The organism is Streptomyces griseorubiginosus (assembly GCF_036345115.1).
Taxonomy (GTDB): Bacteria; Actinomycetota; Actinomycetes; order Streptomycetales; family Streptomycetaceae; genus Streptomyces; species Streptomyces griseorubiginosus_C.
Map to the genome: position 1 here is coordinate 3,736,126 of NZ_CP107766.1, position 18,495 is coordinate 3,754,620.

Here is an 18,495-nt window from a genome sequence, read left to right on the forward strand (position 1 = left end):
GCCACGTGAGCTCACAGCGAGCACCGCCCGAAGACACACGGAATCAATCCCGTATTTCGGTCATATTTACTCCTAGTCTGACATTGCGCTCGCTCGTCCAGTCCACAGGGCTTGCGCACCTGTCCCGCTTCGGTTACTGGGAAGGACGGCCCACGCCATGCCCGCAGATCTCGCCGTGATCGGACTCGGTCCCTACGGACTGCCCCTGGCCCAGGCCGCCGTCGCCGCCGGCATCGCCACGGTCGGCTACCGCACGGGCCCCGAACCCGGCTCCCTCAGCCCCGCCGAACTGCGCCGGATGCTCTCGGGGGGCTTCCGGACGGCCGCGGGGCCGGCCGAACTCGGCCGCGTCCGTACGGCGGTCATCTGCGCCCCGACCCCGGCGGGCCCGGACGGCGGCCTGGACCTGAGCCAGGTCGAGACGGCCGCCCGCACCCTGGCCGCGCACCTGCGCCCGCACACCACGGTGATCCTGGAATCGCCGGTGCCCCCAGGCACCACGGAGGAATTCCTGCGCCCGCTCCTCGAAGAGGGCTCACGCCTGCGCGCGGGCCGCGACTTCCACCTCGCCTACTCGCCCACCCGCGTGGACCCCGGCAACCGCGACTTCACCCCCGCCAACACCCCCAAGGTGATCGGCGGCCTCACGCCCGCGTGCACGGAGTCGGCGGCGGCCTTCTACTCGCGTCTCACCGACAAGGTGGTACGCGCGCGTGGCCCGCGAGAGGCGGAGACGGTCCAGCTCCTGGAGACCAACTTCCGCCACGTCAACATCGCCCTCGTCAACGAGATGGCCGTCCTCTGCCACGATCTCGGCGTCGACCTCTGGGACGTCATCCGCTGCGCGGAGACCAAGCCGTTCGGCTTCCACGCCTTCCGCCCCGGCCCGGGCGTCGGCGGTCACGCGGTCCCCCGCGACCTGACCGCCGGCAGCCCCGGCGGCGGCCGCTCCCTGCGCATGGTCGAACTCGCCCGGCAGGTCAACGACCAGATGCCGCGTTACGTCGTCCAGCGCGCCGCCGCCCTGCTCAACGAGCACGGCAAGTCGGCCCGCGCCGCCCGCGTCCTCCTCCTCGGCGTCACCTACAAGCCCGACCTCGCCGACCAGCAGGCCACCCCCGCCCAGGAGGTCGCCGTACGCCTGATGGAACTCGGCGCCTCCGTCAGCTACCACGACCCCCACGTCCCGTCCTGGAGCGTCCTGGACCGCCCGGTCCCCCGCGCGGACTCCCTCTACGAGGCGGCGGCCGACGCGGACCTGACGATCCTGCTCCAGCAGCACCGGACGTACGACCTCCAGGGCCTGTCGGTGAAGGCACAGCTGCTGCTGGACACGCGCGGGGCCACGCCCACGGGGGCGGCGCACCGCCTCTGACGTCAAAACGCCGGTGGCGCTGTCGGACCCACCTGTTAATCTCCCCTCACTCGTCGCACAGTCGTGCGCACGCTTCTCTGCTTCACCATTCCGCTTGTTCCATCCCGTGGGGGGATTTCTGTCATGAGCCAGTCAGCACCACCGCCTGCCCAGCCGCCGGTCCAGCAGCCCGCCGAGCAGCAGCCCCAGCCCGAGCCCCAGTCGGTCGACGGCGTCCCGTCGGCGCCGCAGCCGGCCGACGGCGCTCCGTACGCCCCGCAGCCCGGCGCCGTGCCCCCGCCTCCGGCACCGGGAGTGCCGTACGGGGCCGTCCCCGCCCCCGCTCCGGTGCGCAACAACCTCGGCCTCGGCCTGGTGGCCGCCTTCGTCGCCGCCCTGGTCGCCGGCGGTGTCTACGGCGCGATCATCGGCCTGACCAAGCACGAGATCGGCTGGGCGGCGGTCGGCGTCGGCTTCCTGGTCGGCCTCGCCGCAGGGCGCCTCGGTGGCCGCAACCCCGTGTTGCCGGTCGCGAGCGCGGTCCTGTCGCTGGGCTCCGTCTACATCGGCCAGCTGGTGGGCGAGGGGATCATCGGCGCCAAGGAGACCCCGCTGAGCTTCAGCGAACTCTTCTTCCAGCACTTCGACGTCCTCCAGGAGGCCTGGAAGGCGGACGCCGACCCGCTGACGTTCCTGTTCTTCGCGATCGCCGCGTACGTCGCCTTCACCGGCGCCAGGAAGGCGGCGCACTGACGCCGCCGGTGTCCGGCGAAGGGGCGGCGCATCGGTGGTGACGGGGGCGCGTGGGTGCGGCGGGCTCCGGGGCTGGTGGCACGCGGGGGGGGCGCGGGTACCTTACGGAGACAGGTGGAGCCCACCGCAGTTGGCCCCTGCGGCAAGCTCCTGGATGGTTCACGGAGTGTCCGCCCCTAGTCCTTATGGGGGCGGCCGCTCACCATCCGAAAATCCGCAAGACCCACCTCCTCCGGCACTTCACCATCCGAAGACGGATCCGGTCCCAGCGGATGGGCTTGCGGTGGCGCCTGCCCCTACTCTGGCTGACCAGCCCGTTTCCACCCCGAACGCAACCGCGCGCCCCCGCGCCGCCCGCCTCGCACAGCCCCAGGGCACACAAAAGGCCGGCCGCCCCACCCGGGACGACCGGCCCTCAAGCGCCGTGAGCCCTGCCTACCGCTTGTGCTGCGAGTCCGCCACCGTCACCTCGACGCGCTGGAACTCCTTCAGCTCGCTGTACCCGGTGGTCGCCATCGCCCGCTTCAGCGCGCCGAAGAAGTTCATCGAGCCGTCCGGGATGTGCGACGGGCCGGTGAGGACCTCCTCGATGGTGCCGACCGTGCCGAGGTCGACCTTCTTGCCGCGCGGCAGCTCCTCGTTGACGGCCTCCATGCCCCAGTGGTGGCCGCGACCGGGACCGTCGGTGGCGCGGGCCAGCGGGGAGCCCATCATCACGGCGTCCGCGCCGCAGGCGATCGCCTTGGGGAGGTCGCCGGACCAGCCGACACCGCCGTCGGCGATCACGTGGACGTACCGGCCGCCGGACTCGTCCATGTAGTCGCGGCGGGCCGCGGCGACATCGGCCACGGCGGTGGCCATCGGCACCTGGATGCCGAGCACGTTGCGAGTCGTGTGCGCCGCGCCGCCGCCGAAGCCGACCAGGACGCCCGCCGCGCCGGTGCGCATCAGGTGCAGGGCAGCCGTGTAGGTGGCGCAGCCGCCGACGATCACCGGGACGTCGAGCTCGTAGATGAACTGCTTCAGGTTCAGCGGCTCGTGCGAACCCGAGACGTGCTCCGCCGAGACGGTCGTACCGCGGATGACGAAGATGTCCACGCCCGCGTCCACGACGGCCTTGGAGAACTGCGCCGTGCGCTGCGGGGAGAGCGCGGCCGCGGTGACCACGCCGGAGTCGCGCACCTCCTTGATGCGCGCGCCGATCAGCTCCTCCTTGATGGGGGCGGAGTAGATCTCCTGGAGCCGCCGGGTGGCCGTCTCGGAGTCCAGGCCGACGATCTCGTCGAGCAGCGGCTGCGGGTCCTCGTGCCGCGTCCACAGTCCTTCGAGGTTCAGGACGCCGAGGCCGCCGAGCTCGCCGATGCGGATCGCGGTGGCCGGGGAGACGACCGAGTCCATGGGGGCGGCCAGGAAGGGCAGCTCGAAGCGGTAGGCGTCGATCTGCCAGGCGATCGAGACCTCCTTCGGGTCGCGCGTACGACGGCTGGGGACGACGGCGATGTCGTCGAAGGCGTACGCCCGGCGGCCGCGCTTGCCGCGCCCGATCTCGATCTCAGTCACGTGTGTGGCCTTTCCCTGATGCGTTGCAGCGCCTTCCAGTATCCCCGACGGGTACGACAAGGGCGGCCCCGGATGCCCCGGGACCGCCCTCACGCGCGCGTGGCTTTCAGTAAAGGCTCACTTGCGGCTGTAGTTCGGCGCCTCGACCGTCATCTGGATGTCGTGCGGGTGCGACTCCTTGAGCCCCGCCGAGGTGATCCGCACGAAGCGGCCCTTGGACTCCATCTCGTCGATGGTGGCCGCGCCCACGTAGCCCATGGTCTGGCGCAGACCGCCGACGAGCTGGTGCAGGACGCTGGAGAGCGGGCCGCGGTAGGGCACCTGGCCCTCGATGCCCTCGGGGACGAGCTTGTCGTCGGAGCCGACCTCGGCCTGGAAGTAGCGGTCCTTCGAGTACGACTTCGCCTGGCCCCGGGACTGCATGGCACCGAGCGAGCCCATGCCGCGGTACGACTTGAACTGCTTGCCGTTGATGAACTGGAGCTCGCCGGGCGACTCCTCGCAGCCCGCGAGCAGCGAGCCGAGCATCACGGTGTCGGCGCCGGCGGCGAGCGCCTTGCCGATGTCGCCGGAGTACTGGAGGCCGCCGTCGCCGATGAGCGGGATGCCGGCCGGGCGGGCGGCGAGGGAGGCCTCGTAGATCGCGGTGACCTGCGGGACGCCGATGCCGGCGACGACACGCGTCGTACAGATGGAGCCGGGGCCCACGCCGACCTTGATGCCGTCGACACCGGCGTCGATGAGCGCCTGGGCGCCGTCGCGGGTGGCGACATTGCCGCCGATGACGTCGACGCCGACGCTGGACTTGATCTTCGACATCCAGCTCAGCGCGTTGCTGTTGTGGCCGTGCGAGGTGTCGACGACGAGGAAGTCCACCCCGGCCTCGGCGAGCGCCTGGGCGCGCTCCAGGGCCTCGGGGCTGGCGCCGACGGCGGCACCGACGAGCAGGCGGCCCTCGGCGTCCTTGGCGGCGTTGGGGTACTTCTCCGCCTTGACGAAGTCCTTGACGGTGATCAGGCCCTTGAGGACACCGGCGTCGTCGACCAGCGGCAGCTTCTCGATCTTGTGCCGGCGCAGCAGGTCCATGGCGTCGGTGCCGGAGATGCCGACCTGGCCGGTGACCAGCGGCATCGGCGTCATGACCTCGCGCACCTGGCGGCTGCGGTCCGACTCGAAGGCCATGTCGCGGTTGGTGACGATGCCGAGGAGCTTGCCGGCCGGGTCGGTGACCGGGACACCGCTGATGCGGAACTTGGCGCACAGCGCGTCGGCCTCGGCGAGGGTCGCCTCGGGGTGCACGGTGATGGGGTCGGTGACCATGCCGGACTCGGACCGCTTCACCAGGTCGACCTGGTTGACCTGGTCCTCGACCGAGAGGTTGCGGTGCAGCACGCCGACGCCGCCGAGGCGGGCCATCGCGATCGCCATGCGGGACTCGGTCACCTTGTCCATGGCGGCGGACAGCAGGGGGATGTTCACCCGGACGTTGCGGGAGATGCGGGACGAGGTGTCGACCGCGTTGGGGAGTACCTCGGAGGCTCCCGGCAGCAGCAGCACGTCGTCGTAGGTCAGCCCGAGCGTCGCGAATTTGTCGGGCACTCCGTCGACGTTTGCAGTCATGACACCTTCCCCAAATGGCCTTGATCGGTGCGGATGTCCATGCTAACGGGAAGCGAGGCCGTCACATTCCACGGTTCGGACGCACTCCGGGCTTCGTATATTCGTACGGAATCGGCGCGGGGCCTGTTCAGGCAACGGCCCTTACTGCTCGGCCAGGGCCCGCAGCCTGCTCAGCGCCCGGTGCTGCGCCACACGGACCGCGCCGGGTGACATTCCCAACATCTGACCCGTCTCCTCCGCCGTCAACCCCACGGCGATGCGCAGCAGCAGCAGCTCGCGCTGGTTCTCGGGGAGGTTGGCCAGGAGCTTCTTGGCCCATTCCGCGTCACTGCTGAGCAGCGCCCGCTCCTCGGGGCCGAGGGAGTCGTCGGGCCGCTCGGGCATCTCGTCCGAGGGGACGGCCGTGGAACCGGGGTGGCGCATCGCGGCGCGCTGGAGGTCGGCGACCTTGTGGGCCGCGATGGCGAAGACGAACGCCTCGAAGGGTCGCCCGGTGTCCCGGTAGCGCGGCAGGGCGAGGAGGACGGCTACGCAGACCTCCTGCGCGAGGTCCTCCACGAAGTGCCGGGCGTCGCCCGGGAGACGGGACAGACGGGTGCGGCAGTAGCGCAGGGCCAGCGGGTGGACATGGGCGAGCAGGTCGTGCGTGGCCTGCTCGTCCCCTTCCACGGCGCTGTGGACGAGCGCACCGATCGCCCCATGGGGATGAGCCGCCTCGTCGTCGCGCATCGGTCCATGGTGCCTTGGCGTCGTTGGATCCGTGGCATCGCGCTGGTTGTTGTGCACCGAAGCGTTATGAGCAGGTGCGCCGGAACTCATACCCTGCGCCCTCCCCTTCCGCTCGACCGACTCGTCCCCGAGAGACTCCACATCTCAAGGATGCGGCATCCGCCGCGAAACAAGCAGCGGGGCATCGAAGAGGCCGCTCGACCGCGCCCCTTCAGGGGCGCGGGGAACTGCGCGACCAGGCACGACGGGCCCGCACCAATACGACGACCGATCCGATCGAGCTCCTAGCGAACCAGACCCCACCGGAACCCGAGCGCCACGGCGTGCGCCCGGTCCGACGCACCCAGCTTCTTGAACAGCCGCCGCGCATGCGTCTTGACGGTGTCCTCGGAGAGGAACAGCTCGCGCCCGATCTCCGCGTTGGACCGACCGTGGCTCATGCCCTCGAGCACCTGGATCTCACGCGCGGTGAGCGTGGGCGCCGCGCCCATCTCCGCGGACCGCAGCCGACGGGGGGCGAGTCGCCAGGTCGGGTCGGCGAGCGCCTGCGTCACCGTGGCCCGCAACTCCGCGCGCGAGGCGTCCTTGTGGAGGTAGCCGCGCGCCCCGGCGGCCACCGCGAGAGCGACCCCGTCCAGGTCCTCCGCGACGGTGAGCATGATGATGCGCGCACCGGGGTCCGCGGACAGCAGCCGCCGCACGGTCTCGACGCCGCCCAGACCGGGCATGCGTACGTCCATCAGAATCAGGTCCGAACGGTCCGCACCCCAGCGGCGGAGGACTTCCTCGCCGTTGGCCGCGGTCGTCACGCGCTCGACGCCGGGCACGGTCGCGACCGCGCGGCGCAGCGCCTCTCGGGCAAGCGGGGAGTCGTCGCAGACGAGGACGGATGTCATGGCCGCCCTCCGCAGCTGATGCACGTCACCTTGAGCCTCCAGGCTGGTACGAAATCGTCACCTGTGCGGTCGACCGTCTCGGACGCCTGCCCGAGCACTTGTTGTTTCAACCGCCTCCGCACTCTCAACGACGGTCACCCGAAAGAGTTACGGGGCTGCACACTGTCTTCGGCACTCTACGTGAGGGCGCGGACACGGTGCAGACATGCACGGCGGACCCACAACGTTTCATCACAACCCATGCCCCATTCAGACCCTTTTCTTCCCATTTCCTGGTGTCTGAGGCTAGATTCGCAATGAGTCATATTTTCATCTCCTTAGATCGTAGATGTACGGTCGTGGACACCGTATCCGCCCAGAACGGCTACAAGGGGTCACGCAATGGCAGATTTCTCCCGCCTTCCCGGACCGAACGCGGACCTTTGGGACTGGCAGCTCCTGGCCGCCTGTCGAGGGGTGGACAGCTCGCTCTTCTTCCATCCGGAGGGCGAGCGCGGTGCGGCCCGGAGTGCTCGCGAGAACTCGGCCAAGGAGGTCTGCATGAGATGCCCGGTGCGCGCGCAGTGCGCGGCGCACGCGCTCGCGGTGAGAGAGCCGTACGGCGTGTGGGGCGGGCTGACCGAGGACGAGCGCGAGGAGCTCATGGGGCGGGCGCGGCACCGGCTGGTGTCGGCGTCGTCCGTCGGGAGCGGCGCATCGAACAATTGAAGGAACGTTTCTCCATTGGAAGGGCACGCGCGCGCGTGCCCTTCCTTACTTCTGTCCCGACTTCTGTCCCGCCGCGGCCGCGAGCCGCTCCAGCGTCGCCGCGACCGCCGGCACCCGGGCCAGGTCGGGCAGGGTGAGTGCGACGATCTCCCGCCGGACCGCCGGTTCCAGCGTCACCGTGCGTGCGCCCCGGGGCCGTACCGACTCCACGGCGAGCTGCGGCAGTACGGCGACCCCCAGCCCGGCGCCCACCAGGCCGACGACCGCCGGGTAGTCGTCGGTCGCGAAGTCGATGCGGGGCGTGAAACCGGAGCTCTCGCAGACCTCGACCAACTGGCCCCGGCAGCGCGGACATCCGGCGATCCACGACTCCCCGGCGAGCTCCCCGATGGCCACGGACCCCGCGCGCGCCAGGCGGTGCCGCTCCGGTACGAGGGCGACGAGCCGGTCGGTGAGCAGGGGCCGTACGACGAGGTCGTCCCACTCCCCCTCCTGGGCCGCGCCCTCGTAGCGGAAGGCGAGCGCGATGTCGCAGTCGCCTTCGCGCAACAGGGCGACGGACTGCGGGGGTTCGGCCTCCTCCAGGGAGACCCGGGTGCCGGGGTGGGCGGCGCGCAGGGCGGCGAGGGCGGTGGGGACCAGGGTGGAGCTGCCGCTGGGGAAGGAGACGAGCCGGACCCGGCCGGCCCTCAGGCCGGCGATGGCGGCGAGCTCCTCCTCGGCGGCCGTGAGGCCGGCCAGGATCCCGGCCGCGTGCCGCACCAGGGCCTCGCCCGCCTGCGTCAGCCGCATCTCCCGCCCGCTGCGGACGACCAGAGGCGTGCCCACGGACGCCTCCAGGGCCTTCATCTGCTGGCTGACGGCGGGCTGGGTGCAGCCCAGTTCGCGCCCCGCGGCGGAGAAGGAGCCGGTGGCGGCGACGGCACGCAGGACACGGAGATGACGGGCCTCGATCACGGCTCGAGGATAAGTGGGGCTTTGGTACGACGCCGAATAATGCGTGGCATCTTTGGGAACCGGGCGCCTACCGTGCCGCCATGAAGCTTCTGTCGGTGAATCTGGGCCGTGCGAAGGCCGTGTCGTACACGGACAACCCCGAGGGCGTGACCGGTATCGACAAGCGGCCGGTCGAGGGGCCCGTGCGGGTGGCCGCACCCGGGCCCAAGGGCATCGGCGGGAGCGCGCTCGCCGGGGACGCGGTGTGCAAGAAGCAGCACCACGGCGGCGACGACCAGGCGGTGTACGCGATGGCGCGCGAGGATCTGGACGAGTGGGAGGCCTCGCTGGGCCGCCCGCTGGCCAACGGCTCCTTCGGCGAGAACCTCACGACCCTCGGTGTGGACGTCTCCCGCGCGCGGATCGGCGAACGCTGGCGCATCGGGCCCGAGGTGGTGCTGGAGGTCACCTCCGCGCGGATCCCGTGCGGGACCTTCCAGGGCCACATGGGCGAGCCGCGCTGGGTGAAGCGGTTCACGCAGAAGGGCGCGCCGGGCGCGTATCTGCGGGTGATCCAGCCCGGCGAGATCCGCACCGGGGACATCGTCGAGATCGTGCACCGGCCGGACCACGACGTGACGGTGGCCCTGGCCTTCCGGGCGATGACCACCGAACGGCCGCTTCAGCCACGGCTGTTGGCGGCGGGCGAGGCGCTCCACCCGGAGGTGCGGAAGTGGGCGCTCGACTACGTGGAGCAGCACGGCGCCTGACGGGACCCGGGCAGGCGGACGCTGTCGGTCCTGGTCATTAACCTTGCGCCATGACAACGGCATTGATTACGGGATCGACCGCGGGCATCGGTGCCGCGTTCGCACGACGGCTCGCGGCCGACGGGCACAGCCTGGTGCTGGTGGCCCGCGACACCAAGCGGCTCCAGGAGCAGGCGACCGAACTCCACGACCGGCACGGCGTCGAGGTGGAGGTCCGCACCGCCGACCTCGCCACCGACGAGGGCATCGAGACGGTCGCCGCCCGCCTCTCCGACCGCAAGTCCCCCGTCGACCTCCTGGTCAACAACGCCGGCTTCGGCAACAAGGGCCGCTATCTCGACGTCTCCATGGCCGACGAGCTGAAGATGCTCAAGGTGCACTGCGAGGCGGTGCTGCGACTGACGTCGGCGGCGACGAAGGCGATGCGGGAGCGGGGGCGCGGGGGCGTGGTGAACGTCGCGTCGGTGGCCGCGTTCGTCCCGCGCGGGACCTACGGCGCCTCGAAGGCGTGGGTCGTGCAGTTCACCCAGGGCGTGGCGAAGGACCTGGCGGGCAGCGGCGTACGCCTGATGGCGCTGTGCCCCGGCTTCGTCCGCACGGAGTTCCACCAGCGGGCCGGCATGGGCACGGACAACATCCCGAACTGGATGTGGCTCGACGCGGACAAACTGGTGGCGGCGGCACTGGGCGATCTGGCCCGGGGCAAGACCCTGTCGATCCCGGACCCGCGGTACAAGGCGCTCATGGGGTTGGTGAAGGTGGCGCCGCGGGGGCTGCTGGGCGGGATCTCGTCCAGGACGGGCCGGAAGTACGGGCCGCAGTAGGGCCCGAAAAGGCGGACAATGGTGCTGTTCGAACCGGACCCAGGGGGGCCGGAGGTGATCGCGCATGACGTTCGTACAGCTCATCGACTGCAGGACCAGCCGTTTCGACGAGATGAACCGGCTGATGGACACCTGGGTCGAGCAGACCAAGGGGAAGCGGACCGCGACGCACGCGGTGGTCGGCAAGGACCGGTCCGACGCGTCGCACTTCGTCGAGATCGTGGAGTTCCCGTCGTACGAGGAGGCGATGCGGAACTCGGGGCTGCCGGAGACGGAGCGGATCTTCCAGGGGATGGTCGCGCTGTGCGACGAGGTGCCGACCTTCACCGACCTGGAGGTGGTGCGGGACGAGCAGCTCAACCCGGCGGCGTCACGGGAGTTCTTCGAGCGGGCCGGGCGGGCCGGGACGGCGGAGCTGTTCGAGCGGTTCACCGACGACTACCTCGACCATGATCCCGCCAATCCCGGGGATCTCGGGCTGGAGGCGGCGCGCGAGGAGTACGAGGGGTGGCGGCGGGCCTTCACCTTCAGCTTCCGCGTGGACGACCAGATCGCCCAGGACGACCGGGTCTGCACCCGCTGGGCCTGGGCCGGCAAGCACACCGGCGACTTCGTGGGGATCCCGGCCACCGGGCAGAACGTGACCATGACCGGGACCACCTGGCACCGGTTCCGGGACGGACGGATCTGCGAGGGCTGGTGGCAGTACGACCGGGCGGGGCTGATGGAACAGCTGGGGGTACTCGGCGACTGAGCCGACAAGACCCGTCAAGGCCCGCGAAGGGGAAAGCCCCCGTTCCCTCTCCGAAAGGGAACGGGGGCCTCCTTGTGAGCGGTGGGCTCAGTGGGAGTGGCCGTGGCTGTGCCCGGCCGCCGGCTCCTCCTCTTCCTTCTTCTCGACGACCAGGGTCTCGGTCGTCAGGAGGAGGGAGGCGATGGAGGCGGCGTTCTCCAGGGCGGAGCGGGTGACCTTGACCGGGTCGATGACGCCGGCCTTGACCAGGTCGCCGTACTCGCCGGTCGCGGCGTTGAAGCCCTGGCCCTTGTCGAGCTCGGCGACCTTGGAGGTGATGACGTAGCCCTCGAGGCCGGCGTTCTCGGCGATCCAGCGCAGCGGCTCGACGACGGCCTTGCGGACGACGGCGACACCGGTGGCCTCGTCGCCGGTCTTGCCGAGGCCGCCCTCGAGCACCTTGGCGGCGTGGACCAGAGCGGAGCCACCACCGGAGACGATGCCCTCCTCGACCGCGGCGCGGGTCGCGGAGATGGCGTCCTCCAGACGGTGCTTCTTCTCCTTCAGCTCCACCTCGGTGGCGGCGCCGACCTTGATCACGCACACGCCGCCGGCCAGCTTCGCGAGGCGCTCCTGGAGCTTCTCGCGGTCCCAGTCGGAGTCGGTGTTCTCGATCTCGGCCTTGATCTGGGCGACGCGGCCCTGGACGGCAGCGGAGTCACCGGCGCCGTCGACGATCGTGGTGTCGTCCTTGGTGACCGTGACCCGGCGGGCGGAGCCCAGCACGTCCAGGCCGACCTGGTCGAGCTTGAGGCCGACCTCCTCGGAGATGACCTCGGCGCCGGTCAGCGTCGCCATGTCCTGGAGCATCGCCTTGCGACGGTCGCCGAAGCCGGGGGCCTTGACGGCGACCGCGTTGAAGGTGCCGCGGATCTTGTTGACGACCAGGGTCGACAGGGCCTCGCCCTCGACGTCCTCGGCGATGATCAGCAGCGGCTTGGAGGCGCCCGCCTGGATGACCTTCTCGAGGAGCGGCAGCAGGTCCTGGATCGAGGAGATCTTGCCCTGGTTGATCAGGATGTACGGGTCGTCGAGGACGGCCTCCATACGCTCCTGGTCGGAGACCATGTACGGGGACAGGTAGCCCTTGTCGAAGGCCATGCCCTCGGTGAAGTCGAGCTCCAGACCGAAGGTGTTGGACTCCTCGACGGTGATGACACCGTCCTTGCCGACCTTGTCCATCGCCTCGGCGATGAGCTCGCCGACCTGCTGGTCCTGGGCGGACAGCGCGGCCACGGCGGCGATGTCGGACTTCTCGTCGATCGGGCGGGCGGTCGCGAGGAGGTCCTCGGAGACCGCGGCGACGGCCGCGTCGATGCCCTTCTTCAGCAGCGCCGGGGAGGCACCCGCGGCGACGTTCTTCAGGCCCTCGCGCACCAGCGCCTGGGCGAGCACGGTGGCGGTGGTCGTACCGTCACCCGCGATGTCGTTGGTCTTGGTCGCCACCTCCTTCACCAGCTGCGCGCCGAGGTTCTCGTACGGGTCCTCGACCTCGACCTCGCGGGCGATGGTGACGCCGTCGTTGGTGATGGTGGGAGCGCCGAACTTCTTGTCGATGACGACGTTGCGGCCCTTGGGGCCGATCGTCACCTTGACCGTGTCGGCAAGCTTGTTGACGCCGCGCTCGAGGGCGCGACGGGCGTCCTCGTCGAACTTCAGGATCTTCGCCATGGGAGCGGTTCAGCCCTCTCGGAAAATGTGGGTGAAACGAACTGCGCCCCAGACGCCCGGCTTCATAAGGTGGCGGGAGACCGGGGCGCAGCTCACAAGCAAAAAGCGGTGAATTACTTCTCGATGACCGCGAGCACGTCGCGGGACGAGAGGACGAGGTACTCCTCGCCGTTGTACTTCACTTCGGTGCCGCCGTACTTGCTGTACAGCACGATGTCGCCGACCTTCACGTCGAGCGGCAGGCGCTCGCCGTTCTCGAAGCGGCCCGGGCCCACGGCGAGGATGACGCCCTCCTGGGGCTTCTCCTTCGCGGTGTCCGGGATGACCAGGCCAGAGGCCGTGGTCTGCTCGGCGTCGAGCGGCTGGACCACGATGCGGTCCTCGAGCGGCTTGATGGCAACCTTGGAGCTGGCGGTCGTCACGATCCGACCTCCCCCTTCGGAGATCTCACGGGGTTAACTGTCTGAGGTGGCGACCAGGTCGATCCGTCGTCGCGGGTGCCGGACCTGCCCGTCGCTGTGTTGGCACTCTCACCTGCGGAGTGCCAGAGCCGAGACTATGACCACGGTTAGCACTCGGTCAAGCGGAGTGCCAATTCGCTGCGCTGGCGTGCCGGGTTCTGGTGCGGGTGGGTGGGGGTGAGCGTCCCGGGGGCTGCGCCCCCGGACCCCCATCGGCCTGCGGCCTCGTCCTCAAACGCCGGACGGGCTGAGTGGCTACAGGTAGTCCTCCAAGCTCGCCACCGTCAGGCCCCGTTGTTCGATCTCCCTCAGCACCGCCGTCGTCCGGTCCGTCAGGCTCGCCCCCGTCGCCTCGTCCGACGCCACCGACACGATGTCCCCCGCCCGCAGCGGACGCTCCAGGGCACGGCCCTCCACCGCGACGCTCCACAGCACGAGTGCCGCCAGGCCGCAGTCGGTCGCCGCTCGGCGGGTCGTGGTGTCGTACGTCCCGTAGGGGGGCCGGAACAGGCGCGGGCGGATGCCGAAGCGGGCGTGCAGTTTCTCCTGCTGGCCGCAGATCTCGGCGCGCTGGCCGGCGTAGGGCAGGCCGCGCAGGGCGGGGTGGTCGAGGGTGTGGTTCTGGATGCTCGCGCCGACCGACTGGAGGCGCGCGAAGTGGCCGTACCCGGGTCCGGCGACGGTGTTCGTGAGGAACAGGCTGACCGGGAGCCGCAGTTCGCGGACCAGGTCGACGAACCGCGGGTCCCTCTCGGCGCCGTCGTCGTAGGTGAGGAAGACGACCTTGTCGGACGTCGGCACCCGCTTCACCACCGGCAGGGGGCCGTCCGGGTCCACCGCGACCGGGCGATACGGCCGGCGCGGGGGCGCGGGCAGCGGGGCGGTGAGGCCCCAGTGGCGGTACGGCCGTCCGTCCGCGCCGGCCGGGCCGTTCGACCCCACTCGCTGGGCGGCCTTGCGGCCCAGCCGTTCGATGGGGTCGACGGACTGGGCGCAGCCGGTGAGCAGTGCGGCCGCCAGTCCCGCGGCGACCAGTGCCCGAGGTCTCACAGGTAGTCCTCCAGGCGCGCGACGGCGTACCCCTCGGCCGTGACCTCGTCCAGGAAGCGGCGGACCATGTCGGGCATGGTGCCCTTCCAGTCCCCCCGGCCCCGGAAGTGGCTGAGCACGATGTCACCGGGGTGGATCCGCTGGTCGGTCTCGCGGTACTCCCAGTGGTCGACGAAGACCTCCTCGTTCCAGATCGGCGCGTACCGCACCCCGCAGGACTTCGCGGCTCGCAGGGTGTCCTCGTTGTAGTTGCCGTACGGCGGGCGGAAGAGCAGGGGCCGGGTGCCGTAGCGCTTCTCGATGACGTCCTGCATCCCGCAGATCTCGTGCTTCTGGCGGGCGTACGACAGCGCGGGCAGGTAGGGGTGGTGGAGGGTGTGGTTGTTCAGAACGACCCCCCGGTCCCGCATGCTCGCGAAGTAGCCGTAGTCGCCCTTGATCAGGTAGTCGCTGAGGAAGGCGGTGTACGGGACCTTCAGTTCGCTCATCATCCGCAGGAACGCGGGGTCCTTCTCGGCGCCGTCGTCGATGGTCAGGAAGACGATCTTCCGGTCGGTGGGGATCGTGGTGAAGACCGGCGGGAGTCCGTTCTCCTCGTGGCCGTCGACCTCGAAGCCGTGGCGGGTGGTGATGCGGGGCTTCTGCGCGGGGGCGGGCGGGGCCACGAGCGGGGTCCGCTTCAGCCCCCAGCGCCGGGCGGCGGTGATCCGGGCGCGCTCGGCGCGGAGTGCGGCGGCCCGGATGCGGGTCTTGTCGGCCTGGAGGTCGGCCGCGAAGTCGACGGCCGGGGCCGGGGGCGCCTTCAGGGGCTGCCCTGCCCGGATCCCGGCGGCCCGCGGGGACCGTGTGTCGGTTCCGTCCTGCCCGGCACAGCCGGAGACAAGGGCGGCTACGGCCAGGAGGACGAGCCCACTGCGGAACGACACCACAAAAGCACTGTTTTTATACTTTTGTCCTACTGTTCCCATGAGGCGGGATCCTCGCAGGTCACACCCCTGATCCCGGGTCGACACCGCCACCGGAAGCGCGCCGTCCACCGACTGGCCCACAATGACCCGGTGAACGACCTCGCCCCGCTCCTCACCCCCGAGGGCCGCGCCCTCCTCGACACCGTGCGCGGCACCGCCCCCGCGGACGAACTCGCCGTCGCCACCCGGCTGCGCCGCGAGCATCCCGCCGAACTGGTCTCCGCCGCGCTCGGCCAGGCCCGGCTGCGGCAGCGGGCGGTGGCGAAGTTCGGGGCCGAGGACGCGGGGCGGATGTTCTTCACGCCGAACGGGGTGGAGCAGTCGACGCGGGCGAGTGTCGCCGCGTACCGGGCGGAGCGCTTCCGGGCGCTGGGGGTGCGGTCCGTCGCCGACCTGTGCTGCGGGATCGGCGGTGACGCGATCGCGCTGGCCCGGGCCGGGATCCGGGTCCTCGCGGTGGACCGGGACCCGCTCACGGCGGCGGCCGCTCGGGCGAACGCGGACGCGCTGGGACTCGCCGACCTGATCGACGTACGGGAGGCGGACGTCACGGAGGTCGACACGGGCTCGTACGACGCCGTGTTCGTGGACCCGGCCAGGCGCTCCACGAAACGCGGGCGCATCTTCGACCCGGAGGCCTACTCACCGCCGCTCTCCTGGGCCGTCCAGGCGGCCCTCGGGGCCCCGCACGCGGCGCTGAAGGTGGCGCCCGGCATCCCGCACGAGGCGGTCCCCGCGCAGGCGGAGGCCGAGTGGATCTCGGACGGCGGGGACGTGAAGGAGGCGGTGCTGTGGTTCGGCACCGGGCCGGGTGAGGTACGGGCGACGCTGCTGCCGGGACCGCGGACCCTGCTCGGCCGGGGGCTGCCCGATCCCGGAGTCCGGCCCGTGGGGCGGTACTTGTACGAGCCCGACGGCGCCGTCATCCGGGCCCATCTGGTGGCCGAGGTGGCCGAGGAACTCGACGGCGGGCTGATCGACCCCACCATCGCCTACGTCACCGCGGACGCGCTGCGCGGGACGCCGTACGCGACCGGGTACGAGATCACCGATCAACTCCCCTTCAACGTCAAGAAGTTGAAGGCGCTGCTGCGGGAGCGGGAGGTCGGCGTCCTGACCGTGAAGAAGCGGGGGTCGGCCGTCGAGCCGGAGGAGCTGCGGCGCAAGGCGCTGCCGAAGCCGCAGGGGCCGCACTCGGCGACCGTGTTCCTGACCCGGGTGGCGGGGGCGCCGACCATGCTGATCGGCGCCCCCGCCCGGGTCTGACCCGCCCGTTACGGGTGCAGGGGCGTCCTGAGCGGCTCCAGGTGCGGGACGGGGCCGGCCGGGGCCGGTCGTGCCGCGGTGACGGAGGCGCCGGTGTCCGCGCCCAGGGCCCGACTCGCCGTCCGGCTGCTCGCGGGCTCGTTGCCGTTGTAGTACGCCGTGTACGTGACCTGGCCGCCGTTCGCGGCCATCGAGGCGCCCGCGGTGTTCAGCGCGCCCGCCGTGACCGAGCCCGTACCGCCGAAGGCGACCGCGGTGTTGATGCTCGCGGACTCACGCAGCAGGTAGCTCGTGACCTCCTTCGACAGGGCCGGACGCGTGGTCCACAGCACGGGGCCGAAGACGTTCATCGCCGAGGCCGCGGACAGACCGTCGCGCCAGGAGCCGGAGTAGGCGAGCGCGACATTGGCCGGCGCGTTCCACCAGAACTTGGCGACGTTCACCGAGAGGGATTCCTTCGTGCTCCCCGTGATCGGGTAGTACGAGGCCGAGGAGGGCCACCGGGAGAACGACGTGTGGGTGAGGGCGTACTTGGCGTCCGCGCCGACCGTGATGACCATGGTCTTGTTCGGGTTGATGCCGTTCAGGTACGACTTCACCGACGAGGACAGCTTCTTGCCGTTGCTCAGGACCAGGCCGCCCGAGCTTCCCGTGCCGTCGGCGCCGGCCGCGGCGGCCGCCGGGAGGGACGCGTAGGCGTCGGTGCCGGAGGCCAGGAAGACGTACTTCGGGGCGGTGGTGATCGTCTTGGCCACGGCCACCGAGGTCGCGAAGCGGTCCGCGCCGGTCAGCCGCTTGGGCGTGAAGCCGAGCGCCTTGACCTGCGAGGTGACGTTGCTGCTGAGGATGCCTGTGTTGCCGACGAGGTAGACGTTCGCGCCCGGCTTCAGCACCCGTTTCAGCTCGGCCTTCACCGCCGCGGACAGCCCGGTCTTCGGGGTCGGCAGGACCGGCCCCTGCTTCTTGCCGGCCAACGCGGGCGCGGTGAGCGCGTACGCCGTGCTGTCCCGGTTGGTGAGCACCGCGGCCTTGGCGTCCATCAGGCCCGGCACGTGCTGCCCCACCTTGTTCCAGGTCCAGCGGGAGCCGGCGATGGTGGTGGTGTAGCTGTCGGAGCCCCAGATGCGGGCGGTGCCGTTCTTGCGCAGCGGCTGCCAGCTGGGGTTGCTGCCCTGCGGGGTGCCCGGGACCGTCGTGACCCCGCCGGTGGCCAGGTCGACGTACGCGGTGGTGTGCACGTCGGTGCTGTCGCCGGTGGTGTGCGCGTCGAAGACGATGCGCTTGCCGGTCGGCGACCAGGACGGGTCGACGGCGTAACCGGGGCCGGTGGTGACCTGCTTGACGCCGGTGCCGTCGGCGTTCGCCGTGAAGACCTGGAGCTTGCCGTCGGTGTCCTTGCGGACGAAGGCCAGCTTGGTGCCGTCGGGCGAGTAGGCGGGCTGCTCGGCGTTGGCCAGCACCCGCTTGACCGTCTTCGCCGACGGGTCGTAGACGTAGATCCCGGCGTTGTCGGAGCAGCCGAGGTTGATCCGGCGTTCGAAGGCAAGCTTGCCGGACGGGCTCGCCGTCGGGTCGGTGTCGCAGACGTTCGCGGGTTCCTGGGCCGCCGTCAGCAGCGGGCGCGGCGCGTAGGCGCCGTCGGAGGGGCCGTAGGCGAGCTGGCCGCCGGTGGAGAAGACCACGTACTGGCCGCCCCACCAGAACGTCAGGTCCTCGTAGACGGCGCTGGAGCGCACGCCCTCGGCCGTGGGCAGGGTGAGCCTGGCACCGCCGCTGGGGCGGATGCTGGTGATGGTCTGGCCGTAGGCGGTGGCGAACCGGCTGCCGTCGGGCGCCCAGGCACCGTCGTCGCCCGAGCCGGTGTTCGGGATCTGGCTCTTCGCCCCGGTGACCGGATCGACGAGCACCGGGCCGTCGGTCAGCAGCCGTCCCTCGGTGCCCGGCCAGGGGCCGGCGTCGTCGGCGGAGGCGCCGGGCGCGGCGGCCACGGTGCCCACCGCGGCGAGAGCCGCCGCGGTCGCGAGCGCCGCGGCACGGCGGCGCATGGACTGTCTCAAGTTGTCGTCCCCCCATGGGATGTCACAGCCCCCGCGCAGGGGGCTGAGTCACTTTAATTCGCAAGGAAACACGAGGGAA

At 70.9% G+C, this 18,495-nt stretch carries 17 protein-coding genes; 7 read left to right on the top strand and 10 right to left on the bottom strand.

Annotation, left to right across the window (positions count from 1 at the left end; translation table 11 throughout):
* The first annotated feature begins 157 nt into the window (after positions 1-157).
* Together OHN19_RS16625 and OHN19_RS16630 are read left to right on the top strand one after the other, a co-directional pair.
* Positions 158-1,375, top strand: coding sequence for a nucleotide sugar dehydrogenase (locus tag OHN19_RS16625; protein WP_330264955.1), 1,218 nt, complete (start codon positions 158-160; stop codon positions 1,373-1,375).
* Between the two features lie 123 nt (positions 1,376-1,498).
* Entirely contained in the window at positions 1,499-2,107 is a 609-nt protein-coding gene (locus OHN19_RS16630) for a hypothetical protein (RefSeq protein ID WP_330264956.1), read from the top strand.
* Positions 2,108-2,542: 435 nt separating this feature from the next.
* On the opposite strand, the gene OHN19_RS16635 is transcribed toward OHN19_RS16630, so the two are convergent.
* The 4 genes from OHN19_RS16635 to OHN19_RS16650 form a co-directional block, all read right to left on the bottom strand.
* Complete coding sequence (locus OHN19_RS16635; protein ID WP_020135750.1) at positions 2,543-3,667, bottom strand: GuaB3 family IMP dehydrogenase-related protein; 1,125 nt, start codon at positions 3,665-3,667, stop codon at positions 2,543-2,545.
* Between the two features lie 117 nt (positions 3,668-3,784).
* Positions 3,785-5,287, bottom strand: coding sequence for an IMP dehydrogenase (gene guaB / locus OHN19_RS16640; protein WP_330264957.1), 1,503 nt, complete (start codon positions 5,285-5,287; stop codon positions 3,785-3,787).
* A 141-nt stretch (positions 5,288-5,428) separates the two neighbouring features.
* Positions 5,429-6,016, bottom strand: coding sequence for a sigma-70 family RNA polymerase sigma factor (locus OHN19_RS16645; RefSeq protein ID WP_007384137.1), 588 nt, complete (start codon positions 6,014-6,016; stop codon positions 5,429-5,431).
* 284 nt (positions 6,017-6,300) lie between these two features.
* Positions 6,301-6,912 (bottom strand): response regulator transcription factor, encoded by a 612-nt coding sequence (locus OHN19_RS16650; RefSeq protein WP_003948568.1) that lies wholly within the window; start codon positions 6,910-6,912, stop codon positions 6,301-6,303.
* Positions 6,913-7,293: 381 nt separating this feature from the next.
* On the opposite strand from OHN19_RS16650, the gene OHN19_RS16655 reads away from it, so the two are divergent.
* The gene (locus OHN19_RS16655; RefSeq protein WP_007384136.1) at positions 7,294-7,620 is read left to right on the top strand and encodes a WhiB family transcriptional regulator; all 327 of its coding nucleotides are present in this window, start codon (positions 7,294-7,296) and stop codon (positions 7,618-7,620) included.
* Positions 7,621-7,665: 45 nt separating this feature from the next.
* Here OHN19_RS16655 and OHN19_RS16660 read toward each other — a convergent pair whose 3' ends face one another.
* A complete protein-coding gene (locus OHN19_RS16660; protein ID WP_330264958.1) occupies positions 7,666-8,577 on the bottom strand; it encodes a LysR family transcriptional regulator in 912 nt (303 codons plus the stop codon).
* Between the two features lie 80 nt (positions 8,578-8,657).
* Here OHN19_RS16660 and OHN19_RS16665 point away from each other — a divergent pair, with 80 nt between their 5' ends.
* The 3 genes from OHN19_RS16665 to OHN19_RS16675 all read left to right on the top strand — a co-directional run bounded on the left by OHN19_RS16665 (position 8,658) and on the right by OHN19_RS16675 (position 10,904).
* Positions 8,658-9,326: an MOSC domain-containing protein gene (locus OHN19_RS16665; RefSeq protein WP_330264959.1), complete on the top strand. Its 669-nt coding sequence runs from the start codon at positions 8,658-8,660 to the stop codon at positions 9,324-9,326.
* A gap of 50 nt (positions 9,327-9,376) precedes the next feature.
* A complete protein-coding gene (locus tag OHN19_RS16670) occupies positions 9,377-10,150 on the top strand; it encodes an SDR family oxidoreductase (RefSeq protein WP_330264960.1) in 774 nt (257 codons plus the stop codon).
* A gap of 64 nt (positions 10,151-10,214) precedes the next feature.
* Complete coding sequence (locus tag OHN19_RS16675; protein ID WP_330264961.1) at positions 10,215-10,904, top strand: ester cyclase; 690 nt, start codon at positions 10,215-10,217, stop codon at positions 10,902-10,904.
* Between the two features lie 87 nt (positions 10,905-10,991).
* Here the strand turns inward: OHN19_RS16675 and groL are convergent, their stop codons facing one another.
* The 4 genes from groL to OHN19_RS16695 all read right to left on the bottom strand — a co-directional run bounded on the left by groL (position 10,992) and on the right by OHN19_RS16695 (position 15,093).
* The gene (groL, locus tag OHN19_RS16680) at positions 10,992-12,614 is read right to left on the bottom strand and encodes a chaperonin GroEL (protein ID WP_330264962.1); all 1,623 of its coding nucleotides are present in this window, start codon (positions 12,612-12,614) and stop codon (positions 10,992-10,994) included.
* Positions 12,615-12,727: 113 nt separating this feature from the next.
* Positions 12,728-13,036 (bottom strand): co-chaperone GroES, encoded by a 309-nt coding sequence (gene groES / locus OHN19_RS16685; protein WP_031477499.1) that lies wholly within the window; start codon positions 13,034-13,036, stop codon positions 12,728-12,730.
* A gap of 294 nt (positions 13,037-13,330) precedes the next feature.
* Positions 13,331-14,125: a polysaccharide deacetylase family protein gene (locus tag OHN19_RS16690; protein ID WP_330264963.1), complete on the bottom strand. Its 795-nt coding sequence runs from the start codon at positions 14,123-14,125 to the stop codon at positions 13,331-13,333.
* On the bottom strand, positions 14,122-15,093 hold the full coding sequence (locus OHN19_RS16695; protein ID WP_330264964.1) for a polysaccharide deacetylase family protein: 972 nt from the start codon (positions 15,091-15,093) through the stop codon (positions 14,122-14,124). Before OHN19_RS16695 ends, OHN19_RS16690 begins: the two co-directional genes overlap by 4 nt.
* A gap of 90 nt (positions 15,094-15,183) precedes the next feature.
* On the opposite strand from OHN19_RS16695, the gene OHN19_RS16700 reads away from it, so the two are divergent.
* On the top strand, positions 15,184-16,359 hold the full coding sequence (locus OHN19_RS16700) for a THUMP-like domain-containing protein (protein WP_330264965.1): 1,176 nt from the start codon (positions 15,184-15,186) through the stop codon (positions 16,357-16,359).
* Between the two features lie 8 nt (positions 16,360-16,367).
* Here OHN19_RS16700 and OHN19_RS16705 read toward each other — a convergent pair whose 3' ends face one another.
* On the bottom strand, positions 16,368-18,404 hold the full coding sequence (locus tag OHN19_RS16705) for a cell wall-binding repeat-containing protein (protein WP_330264966.1): 2,037 nt from the start codon (positions 18,402-18,404) through the stop codon (positions 16,368-16,370).
* Positions 18,405-18,495: the final 91 nt, after the last annotated feature.

Coding starts and splice junctions, on each gene's coding strand:
- groL (WP_330264962.1), bottom strand. CDS start 12,614: ATGGCGAAGATCCTGAAGTTCGACGAGGACGCCCGTCGCGCCCTCGAG.
- OHN19_RS16695 (WP_330264964.1), bottom strand. CDS start 15,093: ATGGGAACAGTAGGACAAAAGTATAAAAACAGTGCTTTTGTGGTGTCG.
- OHN19_RS16705 (WP_330264966.1), bottom strand. CDS start 18,404: ATGCGCCGCCGTGCCGCGGCGCTCGCGACCGCGGCGGCTCTCGCCGCG.
- OHN19_RS16650 (WP_003948568.1), bottom strand. CDS start 6,912: ATGACATCCGTCCTCGTCTGCGACGACTCCCCGCTTGCCCGAGAGGCG.
- guaB (WP_330264957.1), bottom strand. CDS start 5,287: ATGACTGCAAACGTCGACGGAGTGCCCGACAAATTCGCGACGCTCGGG.
- OHN19_RS16645 (WP_007384137.1), bottom strand. CDS start 6,016: ATGCGCGACGACGAGGCGGCTCATCCCCATGGGGCGATCGGTGCGCTC.
- OHN19_RS16665 (WP_330264959.1), top strand. CDS start 8,658: ATGAAGCTTCTGTCGGTGAATCTGGGCCGTGCGAAGGCCGTGTCGTAC.
- OHN19_RS16675 (WP_330264961.1), top strand. CDS start 10,215: ATGACGTTCGTACAGCTCATCGACTGCAGGACCAGCCGTTTCGACGAG.
- OHN19_RS16625 (WP_330264955.1), top strand. CDS start 158: ATGCCCGCAGATCTCGCCGTGATCGGACTCGGTCCCTACGGACTGCCC.
- OHN19_RS16630 (WP_330264956.1), top strand. CDS start 1,499: ATGAGCCAGTCAGCACCACCGCCTGCCCAGCCGCCGGTCCAGCAGCCC.
- OHN19_RS16670 (WP_330264960.1), top strand. CDS start 9,377: ATGACAACGGCATTGATTACGGGATCGACCGCGGGCATCGGTGCCGCG.
- OHN19_RS16655 (WP_007384136.1), top strand. CDS start 7,294: ATGGCAGATTTCTCCCGCCTTCCCGGACCGAACGCGGACCTTTGGGAC.